General features: G+C 37.4%; 21 protein-coding genes. 8 read left to right on the top strand and 13 right to left on the bottom strand.

Translation table 11 applies throughout. The annotated features are described in order from the left end of the window. The 3 genes from B5X53_RS16920 to B5X53_RS16910 form a co-directional block, all read left to right on the top strand. Positions 1–3,150: HYR domain-containing protein (locus B5X53_RS16920; RefSeq protein WP_143533274.1), on the top strand; the 3,150-nt coding region annotated here is incomplete at its 5' end. An 11-nt stretch (positions 3,151–3,161) separates the two neighbouring features. Next, positions 3,162–4,073, top strand: a complete 912-nt coding sequence (locus B5X53_RS16915) for a PorP/SprF family type IX secretion system membrane protein (RefSeq protein WP_079714407.1) — start codon at positions 3,162–3,164, stop codon at positions 4,071–4,073. A 17-nt stretch (positions 4,074–4,090) separates the two neighbouring features. Further along, positions 4,091–5,953 (top strand): OmpA family protein, encoded by a 1,863-nt coding sequence (locus B5X53_RS16910; protein WP_079714406.1) that lies wholly within the window; start codon positions 4,091–4,093, stop codon positions 5,951–5,953. A gap of 80 nt (positions 5,954–6,033) precedes the next feature. Here the strand turns inward: B5X53_RS16910 and B5X53_RS16905 are convergent, their stop codons facing one another. The 5 genes from B5X53_RS16905 to pyrR form a co-directional block, all read right to left on the bottom strand. Then, the gene (locus B5X53_RS16905) at positions 6,034–6,540 is read right to left on the bottom strand and encodes a CAP domain-containing protein (protein ID WP_079714405.1); all 507 of its coding nucleotides are present in this window, start codon (positions 6,538–6,540) and stop codon (positions 6,034–6,036) included. A gap of 180 nt (positions 6,541–6,720) precedes the next feature. After that, the gene (locus B5X53_RS16900) at positions 6,721–7,629 is read right to left on the bottom strand and encodes a ribonuclease Z (RefSeq protein ID WP_079714404.1); all 909 of its coding nucleotides are present in this window, start codon (positions 7,627–7,629) and stop codon (positions 6,721–6,723) included. Between the two features lie 10 nt (positions 7,630–7,639). Continuing rightward, positions 7,640–7,972 (bottom strand): ribonuclease Z, encoded by a 333-nt coding sequence (locus B5X53_RS16895; protein ID WP_079714403.1) that lies wholly within the window; start codon positions 7,970–7,972, stop codon positions 7,640–7,642. Between the two features lie 42 nt (positions 7,973–8,014). Continuing rightward, the gene (locus B5X53_RS16890; protein WP_079714402.1) at positions 8,015–8,944 is read right to left on the bottom strand and encodes an aspartate carbamoyltransferase catalytic subunit; all 930 of its coding nucleotides are present in this window, start codon (positions 8,942–8,944) and stop codon (positions 8,015–8,017) included. Positions 8,945–8,952: 8 nt separating this feature from the next. After that, on the bottom strand, positions 8,953–9,492 hold the full coding sequence (gene pyrR, locus B5X53_RS16885) for a bifunctional pyr operon transcriptional regulator/uracil phosphoribosyltransferase PyrR (protein ID WP_079714401.1): 540 nt from the start codon (positions 9,490–9,492) through the stop codon (positions 8,953–8,955). 251 nt (positions 9,493–9,743) lie between these two features. Here pyrR and B5X53_RS16880 point away from each other — a divergent pair, with 251 nt between their 5' ends. Continuing rightward, positions 9,744–10,067 (top strand): phosphoribosylpyrophosphate synthetase, encoded by a 324-nt coding sequence (locus B5X53_RS16880; RefSeq protein ID WP_079714400.1) that lies wholly within the window; start codon positions 9,744–9,746, stop codon positions 10,065–10,067. A gap of 173 nt (positions 10,068–10,240) precedes the next feature. Then, positions 10,241–11,179 carry a ring-cleaving dioxygenase gene (locus B5X53_RS16875; RefSeq protein ID WP_079714399.1) on the top strand — a complete coding sequence of 313 codons (939 nt, stop codon included), beginning with the start codon at positions 10,241–10,243 and terminating at the stop codon, positions 11,177–11,179. A 99-nt stretch (positions 11,180–11,278) separates the two neighbouring features. Here the strand turns inward: B5X53_RS16875 and B5X53_RS16870 are convergent, their stop codons facing one another. The 4 genes from B5X53_RS16870 to ychF all read right to left on the bottom strand — a co-directional run bounded on the left by B5X53_RS16870 (position 11,279) and on the right by ychF (position 15,313). Then, positions 11,279–12,472 (bottom strand): hypothetical protein, encoded by a 1,194-nt coding sequence (locus tag B5X53_RS16870; RefSeq protein WP_079714398.1) that lies wholly within the window; start codon positions 12,470–12,472, stop codon positions 11,279–11,281. Positions 12,473–12,554: 82 nt separating this feature from the next. After that, positions 12,555–13,289: a class I SAM-dependent methyltransferase gene (locus B5X53_RS16865; RefSeq protein ID WP_079714411.1), complete on the bottom strand. Its 735-nt coding sequence runs from the start codon at positions 13,287–13,289 to the stop codon at positions 12,555–12,557. A 93-nt stretch (positions 13,290–13,382) separates the two neighbouring features. Continuing rightward, the gene (locus B5X53_RS16860) at positions 13,383–14,057 is read right to left on the bottom strand and encodes a hypothetical protein (protein WP_079714397.1); all 675 of its coding nucleotides are present in this window, start codon (positions 14,055–14,057) and stop codon (positions 13,383–13,385) included. A 161-nt stretch (positions 14,058–14,218) separates the two neighbouring features. Then, complete coding sequence (gene ychF, locus B5X53_RS16855; RefSeq protein ID WP_079714396.1) at positions 14,219–15,313, bottom strand: redox-regulated ATPase YchF; 1,095 nt, start codon at positions 15,311–15,313, stop codon at positions 14,219–14,221. A gap of 231 nt (positions 15,314–15,544) precedes the next feature. On the opposite strand from ychF, the gene B5X53_RS16850 reads away from it, so the two are divergent. Then, the gene (locus B5X53_RS16850) at positions 15,545–16,480 is read left to right on the top strand and encodes a C1 family peptidase (protein WP_079714395.1); all 936 of its coding nucleotides are present in this window, start codon (positions 15,545–15,547) and stop codon (positions 16,478–16,480) included. A gap of 94 nt (positions 16,481–16,574) precedes the next feature. After that, complete coding sequence (recQ, locus tag B5X53_RS16845) at positions 16,575–18,695, top strand: DNA helicase RecQ (protein WP_079714394.1); 2,121 nt, start codon at positions 16,575–16,577, stop codon at positions 18,693–18,695. A 159-nt stretch (positions 18,696–18,854) separates the two neighbouring features. Here the strand turns inward: recQ and B5X53_RS16840 are convergent, their stop codons facing one another. The 3 genes from B5X53_RS16840 to B5X53_RS16830 form a co-directional block, all read right to left on the bottom strand. Then, positions 18,855–19,646 carry a tRNA pseudouridine synthase A gene (locus tag B5X53_RS16840; protein WP_079714410.1) on the bottom strand — a complete coding sequence of 264 codons (792 nt, stop codon included), beginning with the start codon at positions 19,644–19,646 and terminating at the stop codon, positions 18,855–18,857. A gap of 32 nt (positions 19,647–19,678) precedes the next feature. Beyond that, positions 19,679–20,476 (bottom strand): lysophospholipid acyltransferase family protein, encoded by a 798-nt coding sequence (locus B5X53_RS16835; protein ID WP_079714393.1) that lies wholly within the window; start codon positions 20,474–20,476, stop codon positions 19,679–19,681. Positions 20,477–20,669: 193 nt separating this feature from the next. Further along, on the bottom strand, positions 20,670–21,311 hold the full coding sequence (locus B5X53_RS16830) for an NUDIX hydrolase (RefSeq protein WP_079714392.1): 642 nt from the start codon (positions 21,309–21,311) through the stop codon (positions 20,670–20,672). Here B5X53_RS16830 and B5X53_RS16825 point away from each other — a divergent pair. Continuing rightward, a complete protein-coding gene (locus tag B5X53_RS16825; RefSeq protein ID WP_079714391.1) occupies positions 21,310–22,071 on the top strand; it encodes a peptidylprolyl isomerase in 762 nt (253 codons plus the stop codon). The two genes, B5X53_RS16830 and B5X53_RS16825, sit on opposite strands and share 2 nt — an antisense overlap. Here B5X53_RS16825 and B5X53_RS16820 read toward each other — a convergent pair. Beyond that, complete coding sequence (locus B5X53_RS16820) at positions 22,068–22,784, bottom strand: RDD family protein (RefSeq protein WP_079714390.1); 717 nt, start codon at positions 22,782–22,784, stop codon at positions 22,068–22,070. The two genes, B5X53_RS16825 and B5X53_RS16820, sit on opposite strands and share 4 nt — an antisense overlap. Positions 22,785–22,797: the final 13 nt, after the last annotated feature.

The following is a 22,797-nucleotide window of genomic DNA, read 5'->3' as shown; positions in this document are numbered from 1 at the left end:
GATAACGGAGATTTCACCAATCTAAACGACGGAACTTATTTTGTACAGGCCAGTAATAAAGATTGTGAGTCAGTTTCTAAAGCAATTGTAATCGAAGAAAACGAAGGTCAACCTGAAGCACCAGTAGTGATGTCAGTAACCAACACTTCTTGCAATGAAAATAACGGAATCATTGAATTCAAGTTAATTGACGGATTATCTTATATTTTAAAAGATAGCGAGGAAAATAAATATTCTCATTCCAGTGGAATCATTTCAAATTTGGCAGCTGGGACCTATCATCTTGTAGCACAGAATAATGATTGTGAAACTTCCGCCGAAGTTGTTGTTGAAAAAGATCTAGATGAAGAAGCACCAGTAATTATCTCCTGCCCTGCTGATTTAACAAATGTGCTTGTAGACGAAGCAATGTGTTCTGCTTTCAATATTGAACTTGGCGATCTTGTTGCCGAAGATAATTGTAATGCAGAACTAAGCATAACCAACGATGCTCCTGAAGTTTTTGAACTTGGAGAAACTATAGTAACCTGGACTGTAACCGACCTTGCAGGAAATGAGGTTACTTGTAAACAAACCATCACAGTAAAAGACAATGAGGCGCCGGTGATTGTCGAAGTAGAGTCAGTTCATACAACTACCGATGCAGATACCTGTGGTGCGATGATCGAAATCACTGCTCCGGAGGTTAATGATAATTGTTCCGTAGAAAGTGTAATTGGAACCCGCGATGATAACCAAGGCTTAAATACTCAATACCCGGTAGGAACCACTACCATTACATGGAACGCAACCGACGAAAACGGAAATGAAGCTGAGGCAGTTGTTCAAACTGTAACGGTAATTGATGATCAGGAGCCAATAATCGCCGAAGTTGAACCAATTAATACTACTACTGATGCAGATAGCTGTGGTGCGATGATAGAAATCACTACTCCACCCGTAACTGATAACTGTTCTGTAGAAAATACTGTTGGAACCCGCGATGATAACCAGGCATTAGATGCCGAATACACGGTTGGAACTACTACCATCACCTGGAACGCAACCGATGAAAATGGAAATGAAGCTGAACCGGTTGTACAAACTATCACGATAACTGATGATCAGGCTCCGGTAATTGCTGAAGTTGAATCAATCAATACATCTAACTATATAGATAGCTGTGGTTCGATGATAGAAATCACCGCTCCAGCCGTAACTGATAACTGTTCCGTAGAAAATGCAGTTGGAACACGGGATGATAACGAGGATCTAAATGCCGAATACCCCGTAGGAACTACTACTATTACCTGGACCGCAACCGATGAAAAGGGAAATGGTGCCGAGCCGGTTGTACAAACTATCACGGTAACTGATAATCAGGCTCCGGTAATTGAATGTCCTAAAAATATGATTTTCAATACTGAAAACGGCGTTGATTTTGCAACCGTGAATTTTGAAAATCCTGTAGCAACAGATAATTGTGAAGTCAGGGTAGAACAAACTGGAGGACCGGCTTCAGGTTCTCAATTCCCAATTGGAACTACAACCGTAACTTTTACCGCTACCGATAATTCCGGAAATATCAGCGAATGCAGCTTTGAAATTATCGTTGAAGACGCTGAAGATCCAAGCTTGGAATGTCCTTCACCTGTTACAACAGGAATCGATGCCGGAATTTGTGGAGCAGTTGTAGAGTTTACAATTCCGCAAGGTTTTGATAATTCTGGTGAAGTAAACGTATCACAAACTGAAGGTCCGGCTTCAGGAGAAGTATTTCCTGTTGGCACTACCACTATAAGTTTTAGAGCTACTGATTCAACAGGAAATACAGTAAACTGTAGCTTTGAAATAATCGTAATTGATGATCTAGCACCGGTTATTGAAGATAAAGATGATATCACTGTGAATACCGATCCGGAATTATGTGGAGCTGTAGTGAATTACGACATTCCATCGACCAGCGACGATTGCAGATTAGAAAGTGTAGAACTTACGGAAGGTTTGACTTCAGGATCTGAATTTCCATTAGGAGAAACTACAGTTACTTATACCGCCACCGATATAAATGGGAATTCGGCTACTTCCAGCTTTACAGTAAGCGTGATAGATAATGAAGCTCCGGTTATCGACTGTCCAGATGATATTACAATAAAAGTTGAATTCGGCACCGAGACAGTTGTAGTAAATTATGATGCTATCACCGCTTCAGATAATTGCTCAGAAACCAGTATTGAGTTAATCGAAGGTTATGCTTCCGGGGAAGAATTTCCGGTAGGAGAAACAAAAGTTACTTATAAAGTTACCGATCCCGCAGGAAATTCTGTAACCTGCTCCTTTATCGTAATCGTTGAGGAAATTCCGGAAGAAACTCCGCCTGCACCAGATGCTCCTATAGTTGAACTAATTCAGCCAGATTGTATTACGCCAACGGGAGTGATATTAATTAATTTTGAAAACGGACTTACTTATAGTATTGATGGAGAAAATTATTACGCGGTAGATGAGTTTACAGAACTAGAGCCGGGAACTTATTCAGTAACTGCCAGGGATGAATTTGACCAGGTTTCAGAAGCAACCTTAGTGACTTTGGAAGAACCTGTAGCAAACGAAATTGAAACCAGTACGATAAGTCTTTGTACTGAAGATATCACTTTCGATTTATTTGAACTGCTTCAGGGAGATTACAACGCTGCTGGGGTTTGGGTAGATACCGAAAACACAGGAGCGCTGAATCAGGGAATTATTGATCCGGCACTTCTTGAGGTTGGCACCTACATTTTTGAATACCAAATAAACAATGGTGTTTGTAGTTCTACCACAGAAGCTATGGTTTCTATTAATGATGATTGTGTAGTGCTCCCGTGTAGCCTGGAAGATATTCAATCCAGTATTTCCAAAGCGGTAACTCCTAATAGTGATAATCATAATGATTATTTCAGTATAAATTTTGCCAGCGAATGCGGATTCACTTACGATGTAAAGATCTTTAACCGGTGGGGAAGTAAAGTTTACGAAGCCATTAACTATCAAAACGATTGGGATGGATATTCTACAAATTCAGTTACAAGTTCAAATCAATTGCCTTCAGGAACTTACTTCTATATCCTGGAAATTAGAAATAGCGGATTTGCACCTATTCAAGGTTACATTTATTTAGGAACAAAATAAAAAGAAAGAACATGAAAAATATATATCTACTCATATTTTGTCTTATGTTTTCGGTTTCGGCTTTAGCCCAGCAATTACCGCAATTCACTCAGTACATGTATAATACCATTTCTATAAATCCGGCCTATGCCGGTAGCCGGGATGGGTTTTCAATAACAGCTTTAAACCGTAATCAATGGGCCGGAGTAAGCGGGGCGCCAAATACCCAAACCCTTTCGGTGCATTCCCCGCTTACAAACGATAAAGTTGGCCTTGGACTTTCGGTAATTAATGATAAAACCGGATATGAGAATTATACTTATGCTTATGGAGATTTCGCCTATCGCTTAGATTTTAACAATAATATCTCTTTGGCAATGGGTTTAAAAGCCGGGATGAGTTACTATAATTTAGATGAAGAATTATTTAATGATCAGCAGGTTTTAAACGATCCTTTCTTTGAAGACCAGTTTAATAAATGGACGCCAAATTTTGGAATAGGTTTTTATCTTTCAGCTCAAAACTGGTATATAGGTGCTTCTGCACCAAAATTGATTAATAACAACAACCACGAGTATAATGAATTCCTGGCTATGGAACAGATTCATTATTACTTAACCGGTGGTTATGTTTTTGACCTAAATGAAAACCTGAAATTTAGACCCACCACTTTATTAAAAATGACCAGTGGAGCTCCACTTTCAGTAGATTTCTCAGGAACTATGATCTTTCACGAGAAATTTTACATGGGTGCCAACTGGCGAATAGAGGATGCTTTAGGTGCTTTTCTGGATGTAGAACTTTTTGATGGTTTTAGAGCAGGTTATGCTTACGAATATTCAATTTCAGACATAAGACCATACACCTCGGGTTCGCACGAAATCCTGTTAATTTATGAATTCAGGTTTCAAAAAACCCGTTACAAATCTCCCCGATTCTTTTAATATAAATGCCGCCGATTATGAAAAAACAATACTATTTAATTCTATTATTCTTAGTGTTTAGCATAAGCTTGCAGGCACAATATGGTAAACAAAAGAAGGCCGATAAACTATATAGCAATTTCGCTTATACAGAAGCCGTAGACCTTTACAAAGAACTTATTGAAAACAAATATAACCTCAAGGAAAACAGGTTAAAACTCGCCGACACTTATATGAAATTAAGAAGTCCCGAAAATGCTGTTTTTTACTATGAAGATCTTCTAAAGGATTCTACCAATATCTCTACTGAAGTTTATTACGAATATGCCCAGGCTTTGCGAGGCGCAAAAAGATATGATGAATCCAGGGAATGGTTACAAAAATATCTTAAAAGCCACGCCGGAGCTTCAGCTGAAGCCAATAAAATGCTGAATCAGGAAAATTCTGAAATCCAAACTACTTACCGACTTATAAAAAGTGATTTTAATTCAGAATTTAGTGATTTTGGCGCGTTAAAATATAAAGGTGAAACTTATCTCGTTTCAGCAAGAAATTCAGAGAATTCCGAAAAAGAATATTCCTGGAACGAGGAACCTTTTTTGGATATCTATAAATTAAATTCCGGAGGTGAAGTCTCCCCTATTTCCGGAGAAATAAACACCAAACTACACGACGGTCCAATAAGTTTTAGTCCCGATGGGGAAACTTTATATTTCACCCGGAATAATTATTTCAACAATAAGGAAGGAAAAAGAGACAAAGAAGCTACTAATCATTTAAAGATTTATTCGGCTCAAAAATCGGGGAATAACTGGGTAAATATCCAGGAATTGCCGTTTAATAGTGATGATTATTCTGTAGGACATCCAACGGTTTCTAAAGACGGAAAAACACTGTTCTTTGCTTCTGATATGCCCGGGGGCGAAGGCGGCACCGATCTTTATAAAATCATCATAAATAAAAATGACACTTTCGAAACTCCCGAAAATTTAGGAAGTAAAATCAATACTGCTGAGGATGAAACTTTCCCATTTATAGATGAGGATAATGTGCTTTACTTCTCTTCTACCGGTCACGGTGGTTACGGTTTAGCCGATATTTTCAAGTCAGATTTGAAAGCTGAAAATATTGAAATTCAAAACCTGGGAGAAACCATCAACAGCAATTTAGATGATTTTAGTTTTTTCAGAGAAACCCTTACTAATGCAGGGTTTATAGCTTCCAACCGCGACGGCTCAGATAATGTTTATGGTTTTAATCAATTGCTTCCTTTAATTTTAAAAGGAAAGGTTACCGATGTTATAAATGGGAATCCTATTGCCCAGGCTACAATTAGACTTTTTAATAAAAATAATCAGGAAATCGCATTTCTGGAATCTGATGAAGACGGAAATTATCAGACTGCAGTGAATAGAAATGTAGATATTCCGTTGGAAGCAAAACAAATTGAATATAAAAATTTCAATGACACCCTGGATACTCGTAATATGGATGGTTCAGAAGAAATGATATATGATATTGAACTCCAACCGGTAGCTGATGTTGAATATCTTGCCGAAATAAATAATATTTACTTTGATTTTGATAAAAGCAATATTAGGCCGGATGCTGCTGAAGAGCTGGATAAACTGGCGGAAATAATGAAGAAAGAATACCCCGATTTGGTTATAGAAATTGGATCCCATACCGATAAACGCGGAAGCGATAATTATAATGAAGCTTTAGCCGAAAGACGCGCCGAAGCTACTCGCGATTATTTAATTGCAGAAGGTATAAGTGGAGAGAGAATTCAAAAACGGGCCTTTGGGGAACGCAAACCGGCCATTGACTGTGATCGCTGCTCTAGTGAACAACACCAGCTTAATCGCCGTTCTATGTTTAATGTGGTAAAGATGAATTAATTTTTGAGGAAAATTATATTAAAAAAGGTTCAGCAATTTACTGAACCTTTTTTCCTTAATCAATCTATGAAAAACAAATATTACTTTCTTATAAATATATTGGTGAAATAATTACGTCCTACTTCGTCATCTACCACTGATACTCCAAAATGAGAATGATTTCCTTCAATATTCTTTTTGTGCCCATCGCTATTTAACCAGGCATTTACCACAGCTTCTGCAGTACGGTAGCCAAAACCAACATTTTCACTTACAGATTTTGCACCAACAGCTGCAACCAGGTTTTCGTATCGCTCACCAAAATTATCGTGACTTACCTTTCCTACTTCAAGCATATAATAATTATGAGATTCAGCTTCTAAAGATACTTCAGCTATGGGTTTAAGAGGTTCAAGTTCCAGGCTTTTACGATGTGCATTTACTAGCTCAAGAATATTGTTTTCAATTTCAGAATAATCAAAATTAACTTTTTCTTCAGCGGTATGATTGTAGGAATTCACTTCTTCTTCAATACTTTCCTTAGCACAGGAAATCGTTGATATAGAGAGCAAAAGAAGTATAGCAAACCTAAGTGTAGCTTTTCTCATCGTTCAGTATGTTAGACTGGGAAGTTAAAAGTACACTTTTTATCGACAAATAGCATATGTTAAAATGCACTTCATCGATTTTATCTGAATTTTAACATAAATAGTAAGTTTTATCCTACTAAAAATGAGTTGATTGCTAATTTTAAAAAATATAAAATGTAGGAAAAGAAAAGAAAAGTGCTATTCAAAGACAAAAACCTTTCCGTCATCGGCAAGATCAACCTCGGGAAAAATTCCTTCAGCTTCTTCTCTGAATAAATTGATATTAGAATATCGGGTGGAATAATGTCCAAGAATTAGCTTTTTTACGCCGGCTTCTTTGGCAATTTGCGCAGCTTCTTTAGCCGTACTATGTTTAGTGGGGAAAGCCAGCTCCGCTTTATCTTCAAGAAAAGTAGATTCGTGGTATAAAACGGTAGCACCGCTTATCTGCGGAATCATTTTCTGATTAAAGGCGGTGTCGCTGCAGTATGCGTAACTTTTAGTGGGTTCCGGGGGGGCAGTTACTAAATGATTAGGAATTAATTCGCCGTTTTCAGAAGTCACGTCTTTTCCTTTTTTTAAACTTTTATAAAGAGAAACATCAATATTATATTCAACCGCTTTATTGATAAGCAATTTCCGGTCGCCCGGTTTTTCTTTGAACAGAAAACCATTGGTATAAATTCTATGAATTAAAGGGATAGTTTCTACGCTTAGCTTTTCATTTTCAAAAATAAGCTGGGGTTCTTTACTGCTCAATTCGTGAAAATAAAGTGGATAATTAGTCCAGGAATTGGAAAGTTTGAGCTGTAATATTATAATTTCTTTTATTCCTTTTGGCCCGTAAACATGTAGTTCAGTTTCCCGGTTTAATAATCTAAAGGTTGATATAAGTCCCACAAGTCCGTAAGAATGGTCCCCGTGAAGATGGGAAATAAAGATGTGCTTTATCCTGGAAAATTTAATTTTATTTCGTCTTAACTGTACCTGGGTTCCTTCGCCACAATCAATTAAAAACAGTTCGTTTTTCATTTCCAGCACCTGGGAGGTGGGATTGGTGAAACTACGGGGAGTAGCGGCGTAACAGCCAAGGATATTAAGCTTCATGCGGTAAGAATTAAACCCCTAAATCCCGTTGAATTTCGTCCATTTGAATAAGATCTTCGGCTTCCCTCAAAGAAGGAACTACCACAATTTCTTCCGGCAGTTCATCTATAGTAACTGCATTACTTATTAAAACAAAAGATTTATTATTCATTTGATGCGTGGTGGCAATTTCTAAAAATCCCATCACTTCTTCTTTTTGAAGTTGGTGATAAGCAAGCAAATTTACAGCCACATTATTATTTTCAAACTCGGTATGTCTTTGTGTAAGTAAGGACACAAATTCTACTACCGGAGCTTCTAAAGGTTCTATTAAAATATAATTCTCTTTTTCTGAAATCTTCATAGTGTGGTTCTTTAAAATTTAAAGTTAAGGAATTAAAGCCTTTTAGTGGTTTATCTTGGAAGCCAATAAATAAATCACTGCCATTCTAACGGCTACTCCATTTTGTACCTGGTCCAGAATAATCGCATTTTCTGCATCGGCTACATCGCTGGTAATTTCTACCCCGCGGTTAATTGGGCCCGGGTGCATTATTACTATTTCTTTATTCAGACTTTCCAGCATTTTCTTATTTAGCTGAAATTGCTGCGCATATTCCCTTGTGCTGGGAAAATAACTAATATCCATACGCTCATTCTGCACTCTAAGCATATTCGCCACATCACACCATTCCAGGGCCTTTTTAAGATTGGTTTCTACGCCCACACCTAAAGATTCAATATGTTTTGGCAATAAAGTTTTAGGTCCACAAACCTTCACTTCGGCTCCCTGAAGTTTAAGTGCAAAAATATTTGAAAGCGCTACCCTACTATGCAGAATATCGCCTACAATCACCACTTTTTTACCTTTAACTTCTCCGAGACGTTCTTTTATAGAATAACTGTCTAAAAGTGCCTGGGTAGGATGCTCATGCGCACCATCCCCAGCATTAATAATACTGGCCTTTACGTGGCGGGAAAGAAAAATTCCCGCACCGGGATTAGGATGCCGCATCACTACCATATCTACTTTCATAGATAAAATATTGTTTACAGTATCTATGAGTGTCTCTCCTTTCTTTACTGAAGAAGAGGCCGCAGAAAAATTTACCACATCGGCACTTAAACGTTTTTCGGCAAGTTCAAAAGAAAGTCGGGTTCTGGTAGAATTTTCAAAAAAAAGGTTGGCAATGGTAATATCTCTAAGCGAAGGGACTTTTTTAATGGGCCGGTTAATCACTTCTTTAAAGTGATTGGCAGTTTTAAAAATAAGCTCAATATCTTCTTTGGTTAGATATTTAATTCCCAGTAAGTGATTTACACTTAATTCGCTCATATATTTAGTTATTTAGAAACCAGATAAACCACGTCTTCGCCATCGTTTTCTTTCCAGTTCACTATTACTTTTTCTTCATTTATAGCATCCACCTGTCGCCCATTATAATCTGGCTGAATGGGTAAATGACGGCTAAATCGCCGGTCTATAAAACTTAATAATTCAATTTCGGCAGGCCTGCCAAAAGATTGTACGGCCGTTAATGCAGCTCTTATGCTGCGGCCGGTATAAAGAACATCATCTATAAAAACCACTTTTTTATCTTCAACAATAAAATCAATTTTTGTTTTATTGGCTTCCAGCGGTTTGTCACTTCTTCTAAAATCGTCACGATAAAAAGTAATATCCAGATGTCCGTATTTCAAATTTTCAATCTGGTATTCTTCTTCAAGAATTTTTATAATCCTCCCAGCAAGAAAAACACCACGAGGCTGGATTCCTATAATTACGGTATTTTTAAAATCAGTGTGATTTTCAACTAACTGGCAGGCAAGACGGTGCAGAATAATATTTATTTCAACTGAATTCAGTAGTGTTCTTTGGCCCATAGTTTAGTTGCAAAAAAATAGAAGTTCTATCACAAAAGTAAGCTTTTTTATTTTTTTCTGAAGTTGAATAGACTTCAGTTTTAAATCTTTTTACTGAAGTTTCTAAACTGAATAATTTTTTTATACATCCCTATCTAAAATTCATGTTGAACAATCAACCCTGAAGCTTGTCCAGATTAAATAAAATACTGATTTTCAATAGTTTTACCGCTTAAAATTGAGTAATTTTATAGAACTAAATTTATAAAATTATGTTGGTACAAAGACACGATTACGAAACCGTAAGCCAGGCAATGAATGGTCTTGCTACGCGAGGTTATACTACCGACTTTAAATTAGAGCCGGAAAAGGATAAAATAGTAGATCCACAGCGCTCCCTTGAGCTTTCTCCCGATGATTTTGAAATTGATGAAATCTATCGTTTTGAAGGAATGACAGATCCCGGCGATGAAATGATTGTTTACGCTATTTCTTCTCACAATCATAAAGTAAAAGGCATTTTGGTAAATGCTTTTGGAACTTATTCAGATTCGAATACTTACGATATTGTAAAACGCCTACATAAACATCTTTAAATCTTCCAACCAAGATTCTTTCTGAATCTAATTCCTTAATTTTATAGAGCTATTGAATTTAAATTTTTAGCTCCGGTTTCAGCTGAAATTCTTGAATTTTAGTTTGAGGTTATATTTTACCATTAATTTAACCCAATTTGAAGCTGGTTTTTATTTAATTGAAACAAAAAATTATGGAAGATAAAATACTTGGTTTACACCATATCACCGCAATTGCCGGCAATGCCCAACGCAACTACGATTTTTACACCAAAGTGCTGGGATTGCGAATGGTTAAGAAAACGGTGAATTTTGATGATCCGCAAACCTATCATTTCTACTTTGGCGACAAAGTTGGTTCACCGGGAAGTATCCTGACCTTTTTTCCGTGGACACGTGTGAAACAGGGAAAAAATGGCGTAGGAATGGCTACCGAAATAGGTTATTCGGTTCCGCAAGGCAGCCTTGATTTCTGGCAGAAACGTTTTGAAAAACACGGTGTTGAATTCGGGAAAATCAGGGAACAATTTGGGGAACAGTATTTACCTTTTAGAGATCCCGACGGGCTTAATTTAAAACTAATTGTCACTAAACACAAAGATAACCGAGAGGCCTGGGAAACTGATGAAGTTAAAAACGATGTGGCGTTAAAAGGTTTTCACAGCGTAACCCTTACCCTATTCAACGTTGGTCCCACAGCAAGTATCCTAACCGATATTTTTGATTACGAACTTCAAGAAAAAGCGGGCGAATTCTACAGATATAAAACGAAGGCAGTTGAGAATGCTGCAATAATTGATATTCACGAAGACCCAACTGCCGAACGTGGAATTAATGCCGGTGGTACTAATCATCACATCGCGTTTAGGGTGAAAGATGAAGAAACCCAGATGCGTTTTAGAGAAAAAATTATTCAGAAAGGTTTACAAATCACCGAAAAAATAGATCGGGATTACTTTTTCTCGCTGTACTTTAGAGAACCCGGTGGAGTTTTATTTGAAATCGCTACGGATAATCCCGGATTTACTAGAGACGAAAGCCTGGAGGAACTTGGAACCAGTCTAAAATTACCCGACCAATATGAAGGTTCCCGGGACAGGATAGAAAAACTTTTACCGGAGTTAAAGCATTAGACAAACTTAAAAGACTATCTGAAGATCTTAGATCCTGAAAATAAATTCAGGATGACGTTAGATTCTCAGGTAGTCTTTAATAATAAGGCCAAAAAATCCTTACTCTACCACATACATTTCATTAGAAGCTTTAATATATTCCTGCGGATTAAAAGTAGATTCAAAACTATTTCGCACAACGTTAAGTTTCGTTTTTAGATCGGCGATCTTGGTTTTTAAATATTCATCGTTTTCATATTTCTGAATAAGCGAATCATATTTCTTAAGATTTTCCAGAATTCTAAAAGTAATCGTTCCAAAACGGATCTTTAAATTCTGCACTGCAATCATCTGGTCGTGATAATCTTGCTTCCAGTTTTCGGGATTTTTAGCTTTTTCTTCAGCGATTTTATTTTCAGCAATTTTAGAAATATCTAAAATATATTGGGTCCGTTTTTTAGCATCAGTTTCATTCGTGAAATTACGATCAAACTCATTCGGGTCTATTCCCAGGATTTTTACCAAATTTTCCTGCATAGCCTTCTCCTGGAGCTCTTTTAATTCATCTAGGTTTTTATTTATAGATTCCCACTCCGTTTCTATAAGGTCTTTATCGTGGGTAAATTGCGCCACAGTTGTGGTAAGTTTCAGCATTTCTGTACTTTGCTGTTTCAGTTTTTTATCGCCCCAACCCAGGGAGTTTATAAAGCTACCAATTCCGTCAAAAACAGTCCCGGCAAACATCCCGGTAAACGGCGTGCCTTGCGCAAGGTCTCCAGTAACATTTAAAATATGACTTAAAGCGGAAAGCCTGGCGTCATTTTTCTTTTCATCTTCAACAAACTTTCTAAATTCCCCAAACCATTCCTGGTAACCTTCGTAATGCATAGGGTTGCTTACCTGGTCTAAGGTTGCATAAAATTCACGGGAAGCATTAAAAAGATTTAAGGGTTTAATTTCGCGCTCCATTGAGGCTAAATTAAGCACGGCAGAGCTGTAATTATATTTATAAACGCTAATGGTATTTTTATCAATTTCTTCCTGGCGTTCCTCGAGGAATTTAACACGTTCCAGAAGTTTTTCTACTTTTTCTGAAGAAGAATTAGTGTTCTGAATACTTTCATCAAGATTGCTAATTTTTGAATCTATTTCTTTGATTCTAAATTCGAGATTCTGACTTAACAAACTGCGTTCTCTATTGAGCTCCTGAAGCACTTGCTGGGTTACCGTTTGGTCATCGGCAAAGCTTTGTGCCGAAATATTCTGAAAAAACATACCTGCAACGAGCAGGAAAATAAAACCTAATTTATTCATTATCAATTATTTTAATCAGCTAATTTATTCATATATAACGACTGGAAGTTAATCATATTCTATGCCAGTTCAATTCAAAAATTTAATCCTTGAATTTTCCCAGCCTGAAAAGGATTGGAAAAACAATTTTATTCTGACTTCCAAAAGCGGTTTTAAGTTCATTTTTAATCAAATTTACAGGATTTTCACCAGTTTCTTTTTCATGGTGTTTCACTGCGCTCCAGGTTTCTAAATATCCAATGAGATGCTCAAAACTCCATTGATATTCCTGCTGAAATTCCGGAGTTTCAATTTCGTGAAACGGAAAAGGAATATTTTTATATTTTTCATCTAAATACCGCCTTTCTTCATCCCAAAACGGGCCAATAATATCATTATAAAATTTCCGGATAACTTCATCAGTTTCGGGAGTAGTATTAAATAAGGAGTAACCTATTACCGCAATAATTCCATTGGGTTTTAAAACCCGTTTTGCTTCTTTATAAAAATCTTTAAAATTGAACCAGTGAATGGCCTGCGCTACCGTAATTAGATCAAAAGTATTGTCTTGAAAGTTCGTCTTTTCAGCACCTTGCAGAGAATATTGAATATTATTTTTTTTTACAGCATTTTTTAATTGTTGCTTACTAATATCTGTAGCTTTTACTTTTTGAAAGAATTCAGCTAATTCTCCCGCGACCTGGCCGTTTCCCGTACCGCAATCCCAGGCCGTTTCAGTGTCGGTTAATTTTGCTTGTAAAAATTCATATAACTTCTGCGGATAAGTCGGTCTGAATTTAGCATAAGCAGAAGAGTGCGTTGAAAAATTATCTTTCATAAAAAGCATATTTCAATTAAAAATAAGGAAAATAAAGCCAAAAAAAGAACCGCCTATAAAGACGGTTCTTATAAAATTTTATTCTAAATTTTCTTATTGATCCACTTCAACGGTATCAGGTTCCTGACTATAATCTGCCTCATCTACGGCGCCGGGATTGGCACTCATTGTTCCTTCTTCAGAAGTTGGTGCGTCCATCTCCTCCATTACATCGGCTGCATTATGAAAGAAATTACGTAACTTTTCCTTTGCATCATCGGCTTGCATATCTATTTCCTGCAGTTCGGCTTTTAGTTCATCCACTTCTTCAGAAAGTTCATCGTAAGCGTTTTCCTGGAGTTTTTCAAGCGAAGCAATGGCAGTTTGCAATTGCGCATCCATATTGTCTACAGGTTTACTTAGGCTATCGCCAATAACTTCAAGTTTCTGATCGGCCTGCATACCAAAATCTCTACTTCTCTCTGAAACCGCAGCTGCAAATTTTTGCAAAGCTGTCTCAGGATCAATTTCTTCCTGCATTTCCTCATATTCATCATCTCCATCTACATAGGTAAGATAATCTGCCACCGCATTCCTCTCGTACGCGTAATTAGACATAGTATCTTCTTCAACTTCCATGGTCTGTTCGATTTCTATCTCTGCATCATCGGCTTTTTTATTGCCATCGTTGCAGGCAAATAAAAGCCCGGAAGCCATAACTATAAGCCCGGTTTTCTTAATAAAAGCGGGAGTTTTAAGTGTAGATTTAAAATTCTTTCTCAGTTTCATAGTTTCCTATTTTGGTTGTTTACTTAAAATTAGGAAATAAATGAGAGCTGAGCTTAGCACGAATGATAAACTATTTCTAAAAATTTAGATGAAATTCTAATTTTAGTTAAATTAGAATTGATAAGTGATAAAATGGCAAAATTATCTTAAAAAAATGCGATTTACACATTAAATCTAAAATGCATCACATCGCCATCCTGTACAATATATTCTTTTCCTTCAACCCGCATTTTACCGGCTTCTTTTACTTTGGCTTCGCTTCCAAAACTGTCAAAATCAGCATAAGAAATAACCTCAGCACGAATAAATCCTTTTTCAAAATCGGTATGAATCACTCCGGCGGCCTGTGGGGCTGTAGCTCCAACAGGAATAGTCCAGGCACGTACTTCTTTTACTCCCGCGGTAAAGTAAGTCTGCAGGTTTAATAATTCGTAAGCTCCGCGAATCAATTTGGCAGAACCCGGCTCTTCCAGCCCAATATCCTGAAGAAACATTTGTCGCTCCTCAAAATCATCAAGCTCGGTAATATCAGCTTCAGTTCCTACGGCAAGTACCAGGACCTCAGCATTTTCTTCTTTTACTGCTTCTTTAACGCGATCTACGTGAGCGTTCCCCTCTACCGCCGCATCTTCATCTACATTACAAACGTACATCACCGGTTTATCGGTAATAAATTGAAGCGGTGTTATAAAATCTTTTCTTTCTTCTTCGGTTAAATCTATAGCCCTAACAGATTTCCCAGCTTCCAAACCTTGTTTTACCTTGTTGAGTGCAGTTTCTTCTTTCTGAGCTTCTTTATTCCCGGTACGAGCCGCACGCTTAACTTTTTCCAATTTTTTCTCTGCGGTTTCCAGGTCTTTAAGCTGAAGTTCCATATCTATGGTCTCCTTATCGCGAATAGGATCTATAGAACCATCTACATGTACAATATTGTCGTTCTCAAAACAACGCAAAACATGCAGAATTGCATCGGTTTCACGAATATTACCCAAAAACTGGTTTCCAAGTCCTTCGCCTTTACTGGCTCCTTTTACAAGGCCTGCAATATCTACGATCTCTACTGTGGCCGGTTGCACTTTTTCAGGATTAACCAAACTTTCCAATCGCTGAATCCTTGGATCAGGAACGTTTACAACCCCAACATTAGGTTCTATGGTACAAAAAGGAAAATTCGCACTCTGCGCCTTTGCGTTAGAGAGACAATTAAATAGCGTCGATTTCCCTACGTTTGGTAATCCTACAATTCCGGCTTTCATAGTAATGATTTTTTGCGGCTGCAAATGTACATATTTTCTAGTGTAGCCACTAATTTCTTTTTACCTCTCATTAGTAATTCAGCTCAAATATTCTTTATTTCCATAAAGGCGACATTATTTGTATGTTTATTGCTGTTATATGTTGAAAGATTTTCAGAAGAATTTACTTTGAAATAATCATAAATAGATTTTCCTTCTGAATTGTGTAGAATTAAAATACCTCAAATTGCTATGAAAAAAATTCAAATTTTACTACTTGCGCTCTCACTGAGCCTTGCTGGATGTTATACTGATAGAGACGATTTAGATAACGATGGCAGTAACCCTGAAGTTCCAGAAATACCCCAGGAAACCGAAAATCAGTTTGTTTCTGAAGATGGAGAGGTTTATTCCACAGGACTGGAATGTACCGGAAACGGTACTTACAATGTAAATACTGAAAATCTATTGGAAGGTCTGATGGTTCCCGATACTTTACCAGAAGCTTTTGATCTTTCTGAAAACCTGCCACCGGTTGGCGATCAGGGCGAATTGGGATCTTGTGTATCCTGGGCTACGAGTTATTATTTGAAATCTTTCCAGGAAAAAATAGAATCAGGTTTACAATATTCTGAAGCCAATATTTTTAGTCCCTCTTACACATACAACCAACTCACCACCGATGATTGCGGCGGGACTTCAATTCCTGAAACACTTGCCTTAATAGAAGAACAGGGCGTGGCTCCTTTAGAATTTTTCCCATATACCGCAACTGAATGTGAATCTCAACCCGATGAGGCTGTTATTGCAGCTGCCGCCGAAGCAAGAATATCCGATTTTAAAGGTTTAAGCGGAGAAAATATGCTTGCTGAAATGAAAGCGCTAATTATCCATCAACAGCCTATTGTTATAGGTGCAGTACTTTCTCCTGAATTCGGAAAAACCGATAGTTTTGGCCTTAGCGCCTACCGCACACACACGGTAGATTATGATGATGTCACCTGCCACGCGATGTTAGTTGTTGGTTTTGATGATGAAGTAAATGCTTTCAAAATAGTAAACTCCTGGGGAGAAGGCTGGGGCGACGATGGTTTTGTTTGGATAGATTACCAGGCTTTTGAGAATATTAGTGATGAAGACGCTCCTTTTAAAGTGATTAACCAGGCTTATGTAGCTTACGATCTTTAAGATCGTATAGGTCACTATTTAAAAAATAAGTGTTTTTCCATAATTTAAACGCAACAGGGTTTGTGAATTGTCACTTTGCCCTAACTTTGCAGCTATGGAAAATACCCGGGTTTTACATACGCTTAAAGAATATTTTGGATTTGACAGTTTCAGGCCGCTTCAAAAGAAGATTATCGATTCGGTTTTTGCAGGAAAAGACAACCTAGTGATTATGCCTACCGGTGGCGGAAAATCGATTTGTTACCAGCTTCCGGCAATTTTATTTCCAGAAATTACTTTGGTGATTTCTCCGCTTATCGCTTTAATGAAAGACCAGGTTGACGGGCTCACCGCAAATGGGGTTCCAGCAGCATTTTTAAACAGTAGCCAAACTGAAAGTCAACAGCAGGAGATCTTTAAAAAAATTGATTCCAAGGAATTAAAACTGCTCTACGTTGCGCCTGAAAGTTTACAGTTTGTAGATCGCTTTATGAGCGATGGCAAGATAAGTTTGATCGCGGTTGATGAAGCACATTGTATTTCCAGCTGGGGCCACGATTTTAGACCAGCCTATACTCAACTTGGTTATTTAAAAAACCGCTTCCCCACTACTCCAATGATTGCGCTAACCGCAACAGCGGATAAAGCCACAAGGGAAGATATTTGCAAGCAATTAAATATTCCCAATGCAGAAAAACACATTGCTTCTTTCGACAGGAAAAACCTTAGTTTAGACGTTCGCTCGGGAATTAAACGCTTTGAACAAATCACTAATTTCGCAAAAAACCGAAAAAAGGAAAGCGGGATTATTTATTGCCTAAGCAGAAAAAACACCGAAGAAATCGCTGAAAAACTGCAACGCAAAGGTTTTGAGGCTGAAGCTTATCATGCAGGTTTACCGGCAGAAAAACGTATTGAAATTCAGGATAATTTTATCAACGATAATTCAAAAATTATTTGTGCCACCATCGCTTTTGGTATGGGCATCGATAAATCTAATATTCGGTGGGTAATTCATTACAATATGCCAAAAAACCTGGAAGGCTATTACCAAGAAATTGGTCGTGCCGGGCGAGACGGTTTACCTTCAGATACAATACTTTTCCACAGTTATGCCGATGTAGTACAACTGCAAAAATTTGCTTCAAATTCCGGGAATGAGGAAGTTCAGTTGGCGAAACTGGACCGAATGAAACAATATTCTGAAGCTTTAAGTTGTAGAAGAAAAATCCTACTGAGTTATTTTGGCGAATTAAAACAGGAAGATTGTGGTAATTGTGATATTTGTAAGAATCCTCCCAAGTTTTTTGACGGCACCGTCATCGCACAGAAAGCGCTTTCCTGTATTTTCAGATTAAAAGAAAATGAACCGATTACTGTAGTTATAGATGTACTTCGCGGTTCACAGAACGAATCTGTTTTTAGCAAAAACTATCAGGTAATAAAAACCTTTGGGATTGGGAAAGATATTTCCTGGCATCACTGGCAGCAATATATTATTCAGTTAATCAATCTTGGTTTTGTAGAGATCGCATTTCACCGCGGTAATAATTTACAACTTACCGCACTGGCAAAAAATGTGCTTTTTGAAGGCGAAAAAGTACAGCTTGCTGAAGTTCCAGATCGTAAAAAACTAAAACGCCGAGAAGAAACCGAAGTTTCAGAAAAGGCTTCAGATAATTCTCTGTTCGAGAAATTACGCCAATTAAGGCTAAAAATTGCGAGAGAAGAAGAAATCCCGGCTTACCTCATCTTTAACGATGCTACGTTAAAAGAAATGGAAAAATCCCGTCCAATGACCGATGATGAATTTCTCCAAATCAATGGGGTTGGAAAGCAAAAAATGCTGGATTACGGATATGAATTCATAAAAGAAATCATCGCTTTCAGCAAAGAAAAAAGAACCACTAAAAAACGCAAAAAAGCGAATACTTATAAAGCTACACTCGGTTTATTGAACGAAGGTTTAAACCTCGAAGAAATCGCGAAAAAGCGAGAGCTGGCCATCACAACCATTTATTCGCATATAGCAAAATTGTATGCCGAAAATGAAAATGTAGATCCTATGAAATATATTTCAAAAGCTGATTTTAAAGCTATTGAAAAAGCAAAAGCTGAACTGGAAAATCCCGAAGGTTTAAAACCATATTTCGAGTTTTTTGACGAAGCAATAGATTATGGCACTCTCAGGTTGGCATTGGCTATTTTAGAAAAAGAAGAAGCAAAAATTAATTAATCTAAATGTGTCACGTCGAGCGCAGTCGTGACGTTTGTATTCAACCCTTATATTTCTTGGGAAGTTCATACATTTAGTAGGTTTAAAAATAACTAAACAAGGTTTGGAAACCTTGCAGGTTTCATCTCTTATTTTTATTTTTTCTTAAAAGATTAAAACTTAATAATCTTCGAGCCCAATTTTATTTAAAAGTAATCCGGAAGCCGGCACTATGTAATCCATTTGCATTTCAACGCCCGGTTTTAAACTGTTCTCAATATCCTCCAAACTGAATTCTCCTTTTCCAAGTTGCAATAAAGCGCCCATCATGAGCCTGACCTGGTGTCTCAGAAATCCAGCGCTATGGATATGAAAAATATAAGATTTTACAGGAAAAAAACTGGCATTAATTTCGGTGTTTTCTACTAATTCAGATTTTGTGATCTCCCGCTCAAAAGTACTGTTTTCTGAAACCCGGACGCAGTAATTTCTAAACTGGTGTTTCCCTTCAAAAAGTTTAGCTCCTTTCTTCATCAATTGAATATCAAGATCTAACTGGAAATTAGCCATTAAAGGCGCACAAAAAGGATGGTTCTTTTCTCCAAAACTAAATAGATAAGCGTATTCTTTAAGTTTTGGATGCTGAATAATATTGAATTTTGAATCTACTTCAGCTATAGATAGCGCCCTGATATCCTGGGGTAAATTCAGGTTAAATTCCTTTAAAAATTTATCAAGATCTAAGAGTGGCTTGTAATCTAAAAATAACTCAAACGCAGATTCCTGGGCTGAAACCATAGCATCGGTCCTACTGGTGCCCAAAATTTTAAACTTTTCAGCAGGCATCACATAACGCAAAGTTTTTGTGATTAATTCTTCTACCGTTTTTACATCGGGTTGTTTTTGCCAGCCGTGTAACCGGTAACCTAAATACTGAACCTTAATAAGATAAAAATAGCGTTTGGGTTGCAATTTTCGGTTTTTCGGGGTTAGGTACAATGTTTTTAATATGCCCTTTTCTTGTTTAATTCTTCCATTTCCTTAATCGCTTCAGAAGGAATAACCTTTAGGAAAGATGGGTGCTGCTCTATGGCATATTCGAGTTTGTTTACAATATCTTCAATAGAATCATTTTCATAATCTATCTCGAGCGGCTCCTTAATTTGCATAGTTTGTAAAATACCGCGCTTCTTGATCCTGATTCCTTTTTTATCAAAAGAACGTCTAAAACCATCAATCACAATAGGAATTACAATGGGTTTGTATTGTTTTATAATATGGGCGGTGCCTTTTCTAATAGGTTTAAATGGTTTGGTGGTTCCCTGCGGGAAAGTTATTACCCACCCGTCGTCCAGGGCCATTCCAATATTTTTTGTATCGTCTGGATTTACTTTGCGCTCAACTTCTTCGCCCTTTGCACGCCAGGTTCTTTCTACACTAACGGCACCGGCATAAGCCATAATTCTATAAATTAAACCGGCATTCATAGTTTCTTTGGCCGCTACGTAATAAATATTAAGTTTTGGCTGCCAAATATACCCTATATTTTTAATAGAATCTACCCTCCCGCTTAGACTTGCATTAAACACGTGAAACATTGCGGTTACATCGGCAAAATAAGTTTGGTGATTGGAAACAAAAAGTACATTAGTGTCGGGAAGGTTTTTAATGATATCTGAGCCTTCAATACTCAGTTCATTATAGCCGCGATAACGGCGGTGGCTAAGTAATCCGAAGATACGGATAAGCCACTTTTTTATGAATAAATAATGCCCAAATGGATTTTTCTTAAACAATCCCATAGTTTAAATTTCAGTCCTTACTTGTCCGTATACTTTCAGTTTATTTTGGTTCTGCACCTTTGATAAATAATCTCGGAGCGAACCCACGAATCACTTTTAGAAAATATAATTTAATTCCGAACTAAGCCTCGGAATATTTAACCTCAATTATCGAGTAGAAATTAAGCCGGGCAAATATAGTAATTCTTAGTTTTTAAAAGCTTTTTCTAAAAATTTCCCGAATTTCACTCAACATCATACCCGTAGCTCCCCAAACAATTTGTTCGTTTAATCTAAAGGCAGGAACAATCATATTATTCATATAACTCGTGCTTAATTCCTGTTTTACAAAATTTGAATGATCTAAAAAATGATCTAAATCTACCTCCAAAATACGCTCAACTTCACTTTCCTGCGGAATTAAAACCGGGGTCTCGTCTACCATTCCCATATAAGGCTGTACCCAGAAATTACTCGGCGGAATATATAAACGTGTAAGCTCTCTTATAACTTCAATATTACTCCTTGGAATTCCCACTTCCTCTTCGGTTTCCCGCAATGCGGTTTGTGCCAGGTTCTCATCTTCGGGCTCTACCCGGCCGCCAGGAAACCCAATTTGATTAGAATGAACGCCTTTATAGGTTTTTCTTAGAATTAAAACCAGGTGGGCTTTCCCAAAATTGTTAGGATAAAACACTGCCATAACCCCTGCTTTATTGGGCTTAAGACTATTAATATCAAGATTTCTCATCTCTTCAATACGGTTGCCCGGCACTAATTTATGATGCGCCTTTTCTCCCGGAAGGACAATTTTTTTTAATTTTGGTATCCTGTCTTTAAAATCCTGAAAATCCATGAAAAACTCGCTTGCTTTCGTTTATCTTTTTCTAATTCTTTTTTTTGCAAGTTGTGAAGATAAGGAATCTTCCAGTAAAAATACTTCGGAAAAGCCTTTAGATAAAGAAGAAGTCACTCAGAAAACTTCTAAATTAGATTCTCTTAAAGCGAAATACAGTAAAGCTGAAGAATCATCATACCAAAGCGATTCTATTCAAAGCAACGAAGAGTTTCCTATTGGGCAGGAAGAACTAATCCCTTTTTTAACTCAGTACGGGAAAGAAAATCCTGAAAACCGGGTGAGAATTATTACTAGTTTTGGAAATATTGAAGTAGAACTTTTTAGAGACACTCCCCTGCACCGCGCCAATTTTATAATGCTGGTAAAAGAAGGTTATTTTAACAGCACCTTTTTTCACCGTGTTGCTCCGGGATTTGTGATTCAGGGCGGAAATTCAGATAATGCGGCCACACCCCGAAAACGTTCACAAATTGGAGATTACTTAATTCCCAGTGAATTTGAGGCCGGTCACAAACATACCTACGGTGCTTTTTCAGCAGCAAAGTATAGCGAGCAAAATGTGAGTAAAGCTTCCTCTCCTTTTGAGTTTTTTATCGTAATAAAGGAAAACGGAACTCCGCATTTAAACAACGATCATACCGTTTATGGGCGTGTTACGAAAGGAATGGATGTTGCCGAGAAAATTTCACAGGTTGAAACCGGGCAATCTGAATGGCCAATTGATAACGTTAAAATGGATATTGAAATAATTAATTAGGCTCGCTGAGTGTAATAATTATAATCGGTAATTACCTGCTGAATAAATTCCATTGGCGATTCTTTGGGTTGGGTTTCCAGCAATTCTGATAATTTTTCTGAAAGTGATAAAATAAGTCGGTGATTATGGCTTCTCCTCGCGGTTTGATAAAGGTTTTTGATATTTTGCACATCGGCATCTTTTAAAACACTCACCTGCGGATATTTTGGTTCATAACCTTCAGGTACATCTACGGCAAGACTTCGGTTCAAATTTGTTCTCGGCTTTTCGGAAATTACCGTGGTTTTGGCAGCAAGATCGCCCAAACGTTGTCCCTTTCCGTTTAATAAAATAGTGACAACAGCAATGGCACCGCTACTGATAGAAATATCAATAAATCGTAATAACCACCTGATTATATATTCGGCAAAAGTGGGTCTGCTGCCGTCTAATTTCACTACTCTAATCTGTAAAGCGGCCTTTCCCGGGGTTTGGCCATTATATAAACTTTCCCATAATAAATAATATAGTAGCGAAGGCAAACCCAGAACCAGGTAGTAAATCCATTGCCCTGACGCATCAAGTCCTGTACCGGCAATAGCTAGCGAACTTATAACCATATACAACCCAATTATAAATGCATCAACGATAAAAGCAAGGATGCGATCGCCCACGCTCGCAACATTCTGATTAATACTTATATTTTGAGCGGTTTCAATTTGAAAATTATCCATTTAATATGTTTCT

The sequence above is a fragment of the Salegentibacter salinarum genome, assembly GCF_900168115.1.
In the GTDB taxonomy this organism is placed as follows: Bacteria; Bacteroidota; Bacteroidia; order Flavobacteriales; family Flavobacteriaceae; genus Salegentibacter; species Salegentibacter salinarum.
The sequence above is the reverse complement of the archived record's forward strand: the minus strand, read 5'-3'. Positions and strand labels throughout refer to the sequence as shown.

What these genes read in the sequence shown, in the direction of transcription:
- B5X53_RS16915 (WP_079714407.1), top strand. Translation starts at nt 3,162, where the DNA reads ATGAAAAATATATATCTACTCATATTTTGTCTTATGTTTTCGGTTTCG.
- B5X53_RS16910 (WP_079714406.1), top strand. Translation starts at nt 4,091, where the DNA reads ATGAAAAAACAATACTATTTAATTCTATTATTCTTAGTGTTTAGCATA.
- B5X53_RS16905 (WP_079714405.1), bottom strand. Translation starts at nt 6,540, where the DNA reads ATGAGAAAAGCTACACTTAGGTTTGCTATACTTCTTTTGCTCTCTATA.
- B5X53_RS16900 (WP_079714404.1), bottom strand. Translation starts at nt 7,629, where the DNA reads ATGAAGCTTAATATCCTTGGCTGTTACGCCGCTACTCCCCGTAGTTTC.
- B5X53_RS16895 (WP_079714403.1), bottom strand. Translation starts at nt 7,972, where the DNA reads ATGAAGATTTCAGAAAAAGAGAATTATATTTTAATAGAACCTTTAGAA.
- B5X53_RS16890 (WP_079714402.1), bottom strand. Translation starts at nt 8,944, where the DNA reads ATGAGCGAATTAAGTGTAAATCACTTACTGGGAATTAAATATCTAACC.
- pyrR (WP_079714401.1), bottom strand. Translation starts at nt 9,492, where the DNA reads ATGGGCCAAAGAACACTACTGAATTCAGTTGAAATAAATATTATTCTG.
- B5X53_RS16880 (WP_079714400.1), top strand. Translation starts at nt 9,744, where the DNA reads ATGTTGGTACAAAGACACGATTACGAAACCGTAAGCCAGGCAATGAAT.
- B5X53_RS16875 (WP_079714399.1), top strand. Translation starts at nt 10,241, where the DNA reads ATGGAAGATAAAATACTTGGTTTACACCATATCACCGCAATTGCCGGC.
- B5X53_RS16870 (WP_079714398.1), bottom strand. Translation starts at nt 12,472, where the DNA reads ATGAATAAATTAGGTTTTATTTTCCTGCTCGTTGCAGGTATGTTTTTT.
- B5X53_RS16865 (WP_079714411.1), bottom strand. Translation starts at nt 13,289, where the DNA reads ATGAAAGATAATTTTTCAACGCACTCTTCTGCTTATGCTAAATTCAGA.
- B5X53_RS16860 (WP_079714397.1), bottom strand. Translation starts at nt 14,057, where the DNA reads ATGAAACTGAGAAAGAATTTTAAATCTACACTTAAAACTCCCGCTTTT.
- ychF (WP_079714396.1), bottom strand. Translation starts at nt 15,313, where the DNA reads ATGAAAGCCGGAATTGTAGGATTACCAAACGTAGGGAAATCGACGCTA.
- B5X53_RS16850 (WP_079714395.1), top strand. Translation starts at nt 15,545, where the DNA reads ATGAAAAAAATTCAAATTTTACTACTTGCGCTCTCACTGAGCCTTGCT.
- recQ (WP_079714394.1), top strand. Translation starts at nt 16,575, where the DNA reads ATGGAAAATACCCGGGTTTTACATACGCTTAAAGAATATTTTGGATTT.
- B5X53_RS16835 (WP_079714393.1), bottom strand. Translation starts at nt 20,476, where the DNA reads ATGGGATTGTTTAAGAAAAATCCATTTGGGCATTATTTATTCATAAAA.
- B5X53_RS16825 (WP_079714391.1), top strand. Translation starts at nt 21,310, where the DNA reads ATGAAAAACTCGCTTGCTTTCGTTTATCTTTTTCTAATTCTTTTTTTT.
- B5X53_RS16830 (WP_079714392.1), bottom strand. Translation starts at nt 21,311, where the DNA reads ATGGATTTTCAGGATTTTAAAGACAGGATACCAAAATTAAAAAAAATT.
- B5X53_RS16820 (WP_079714390.1), bottom strand. Translation starts at nt 22,784, where the DNA reads ATGGATAATTTTCAAATTGAAACCGCTCAAAATATAAGTATTAATCAG.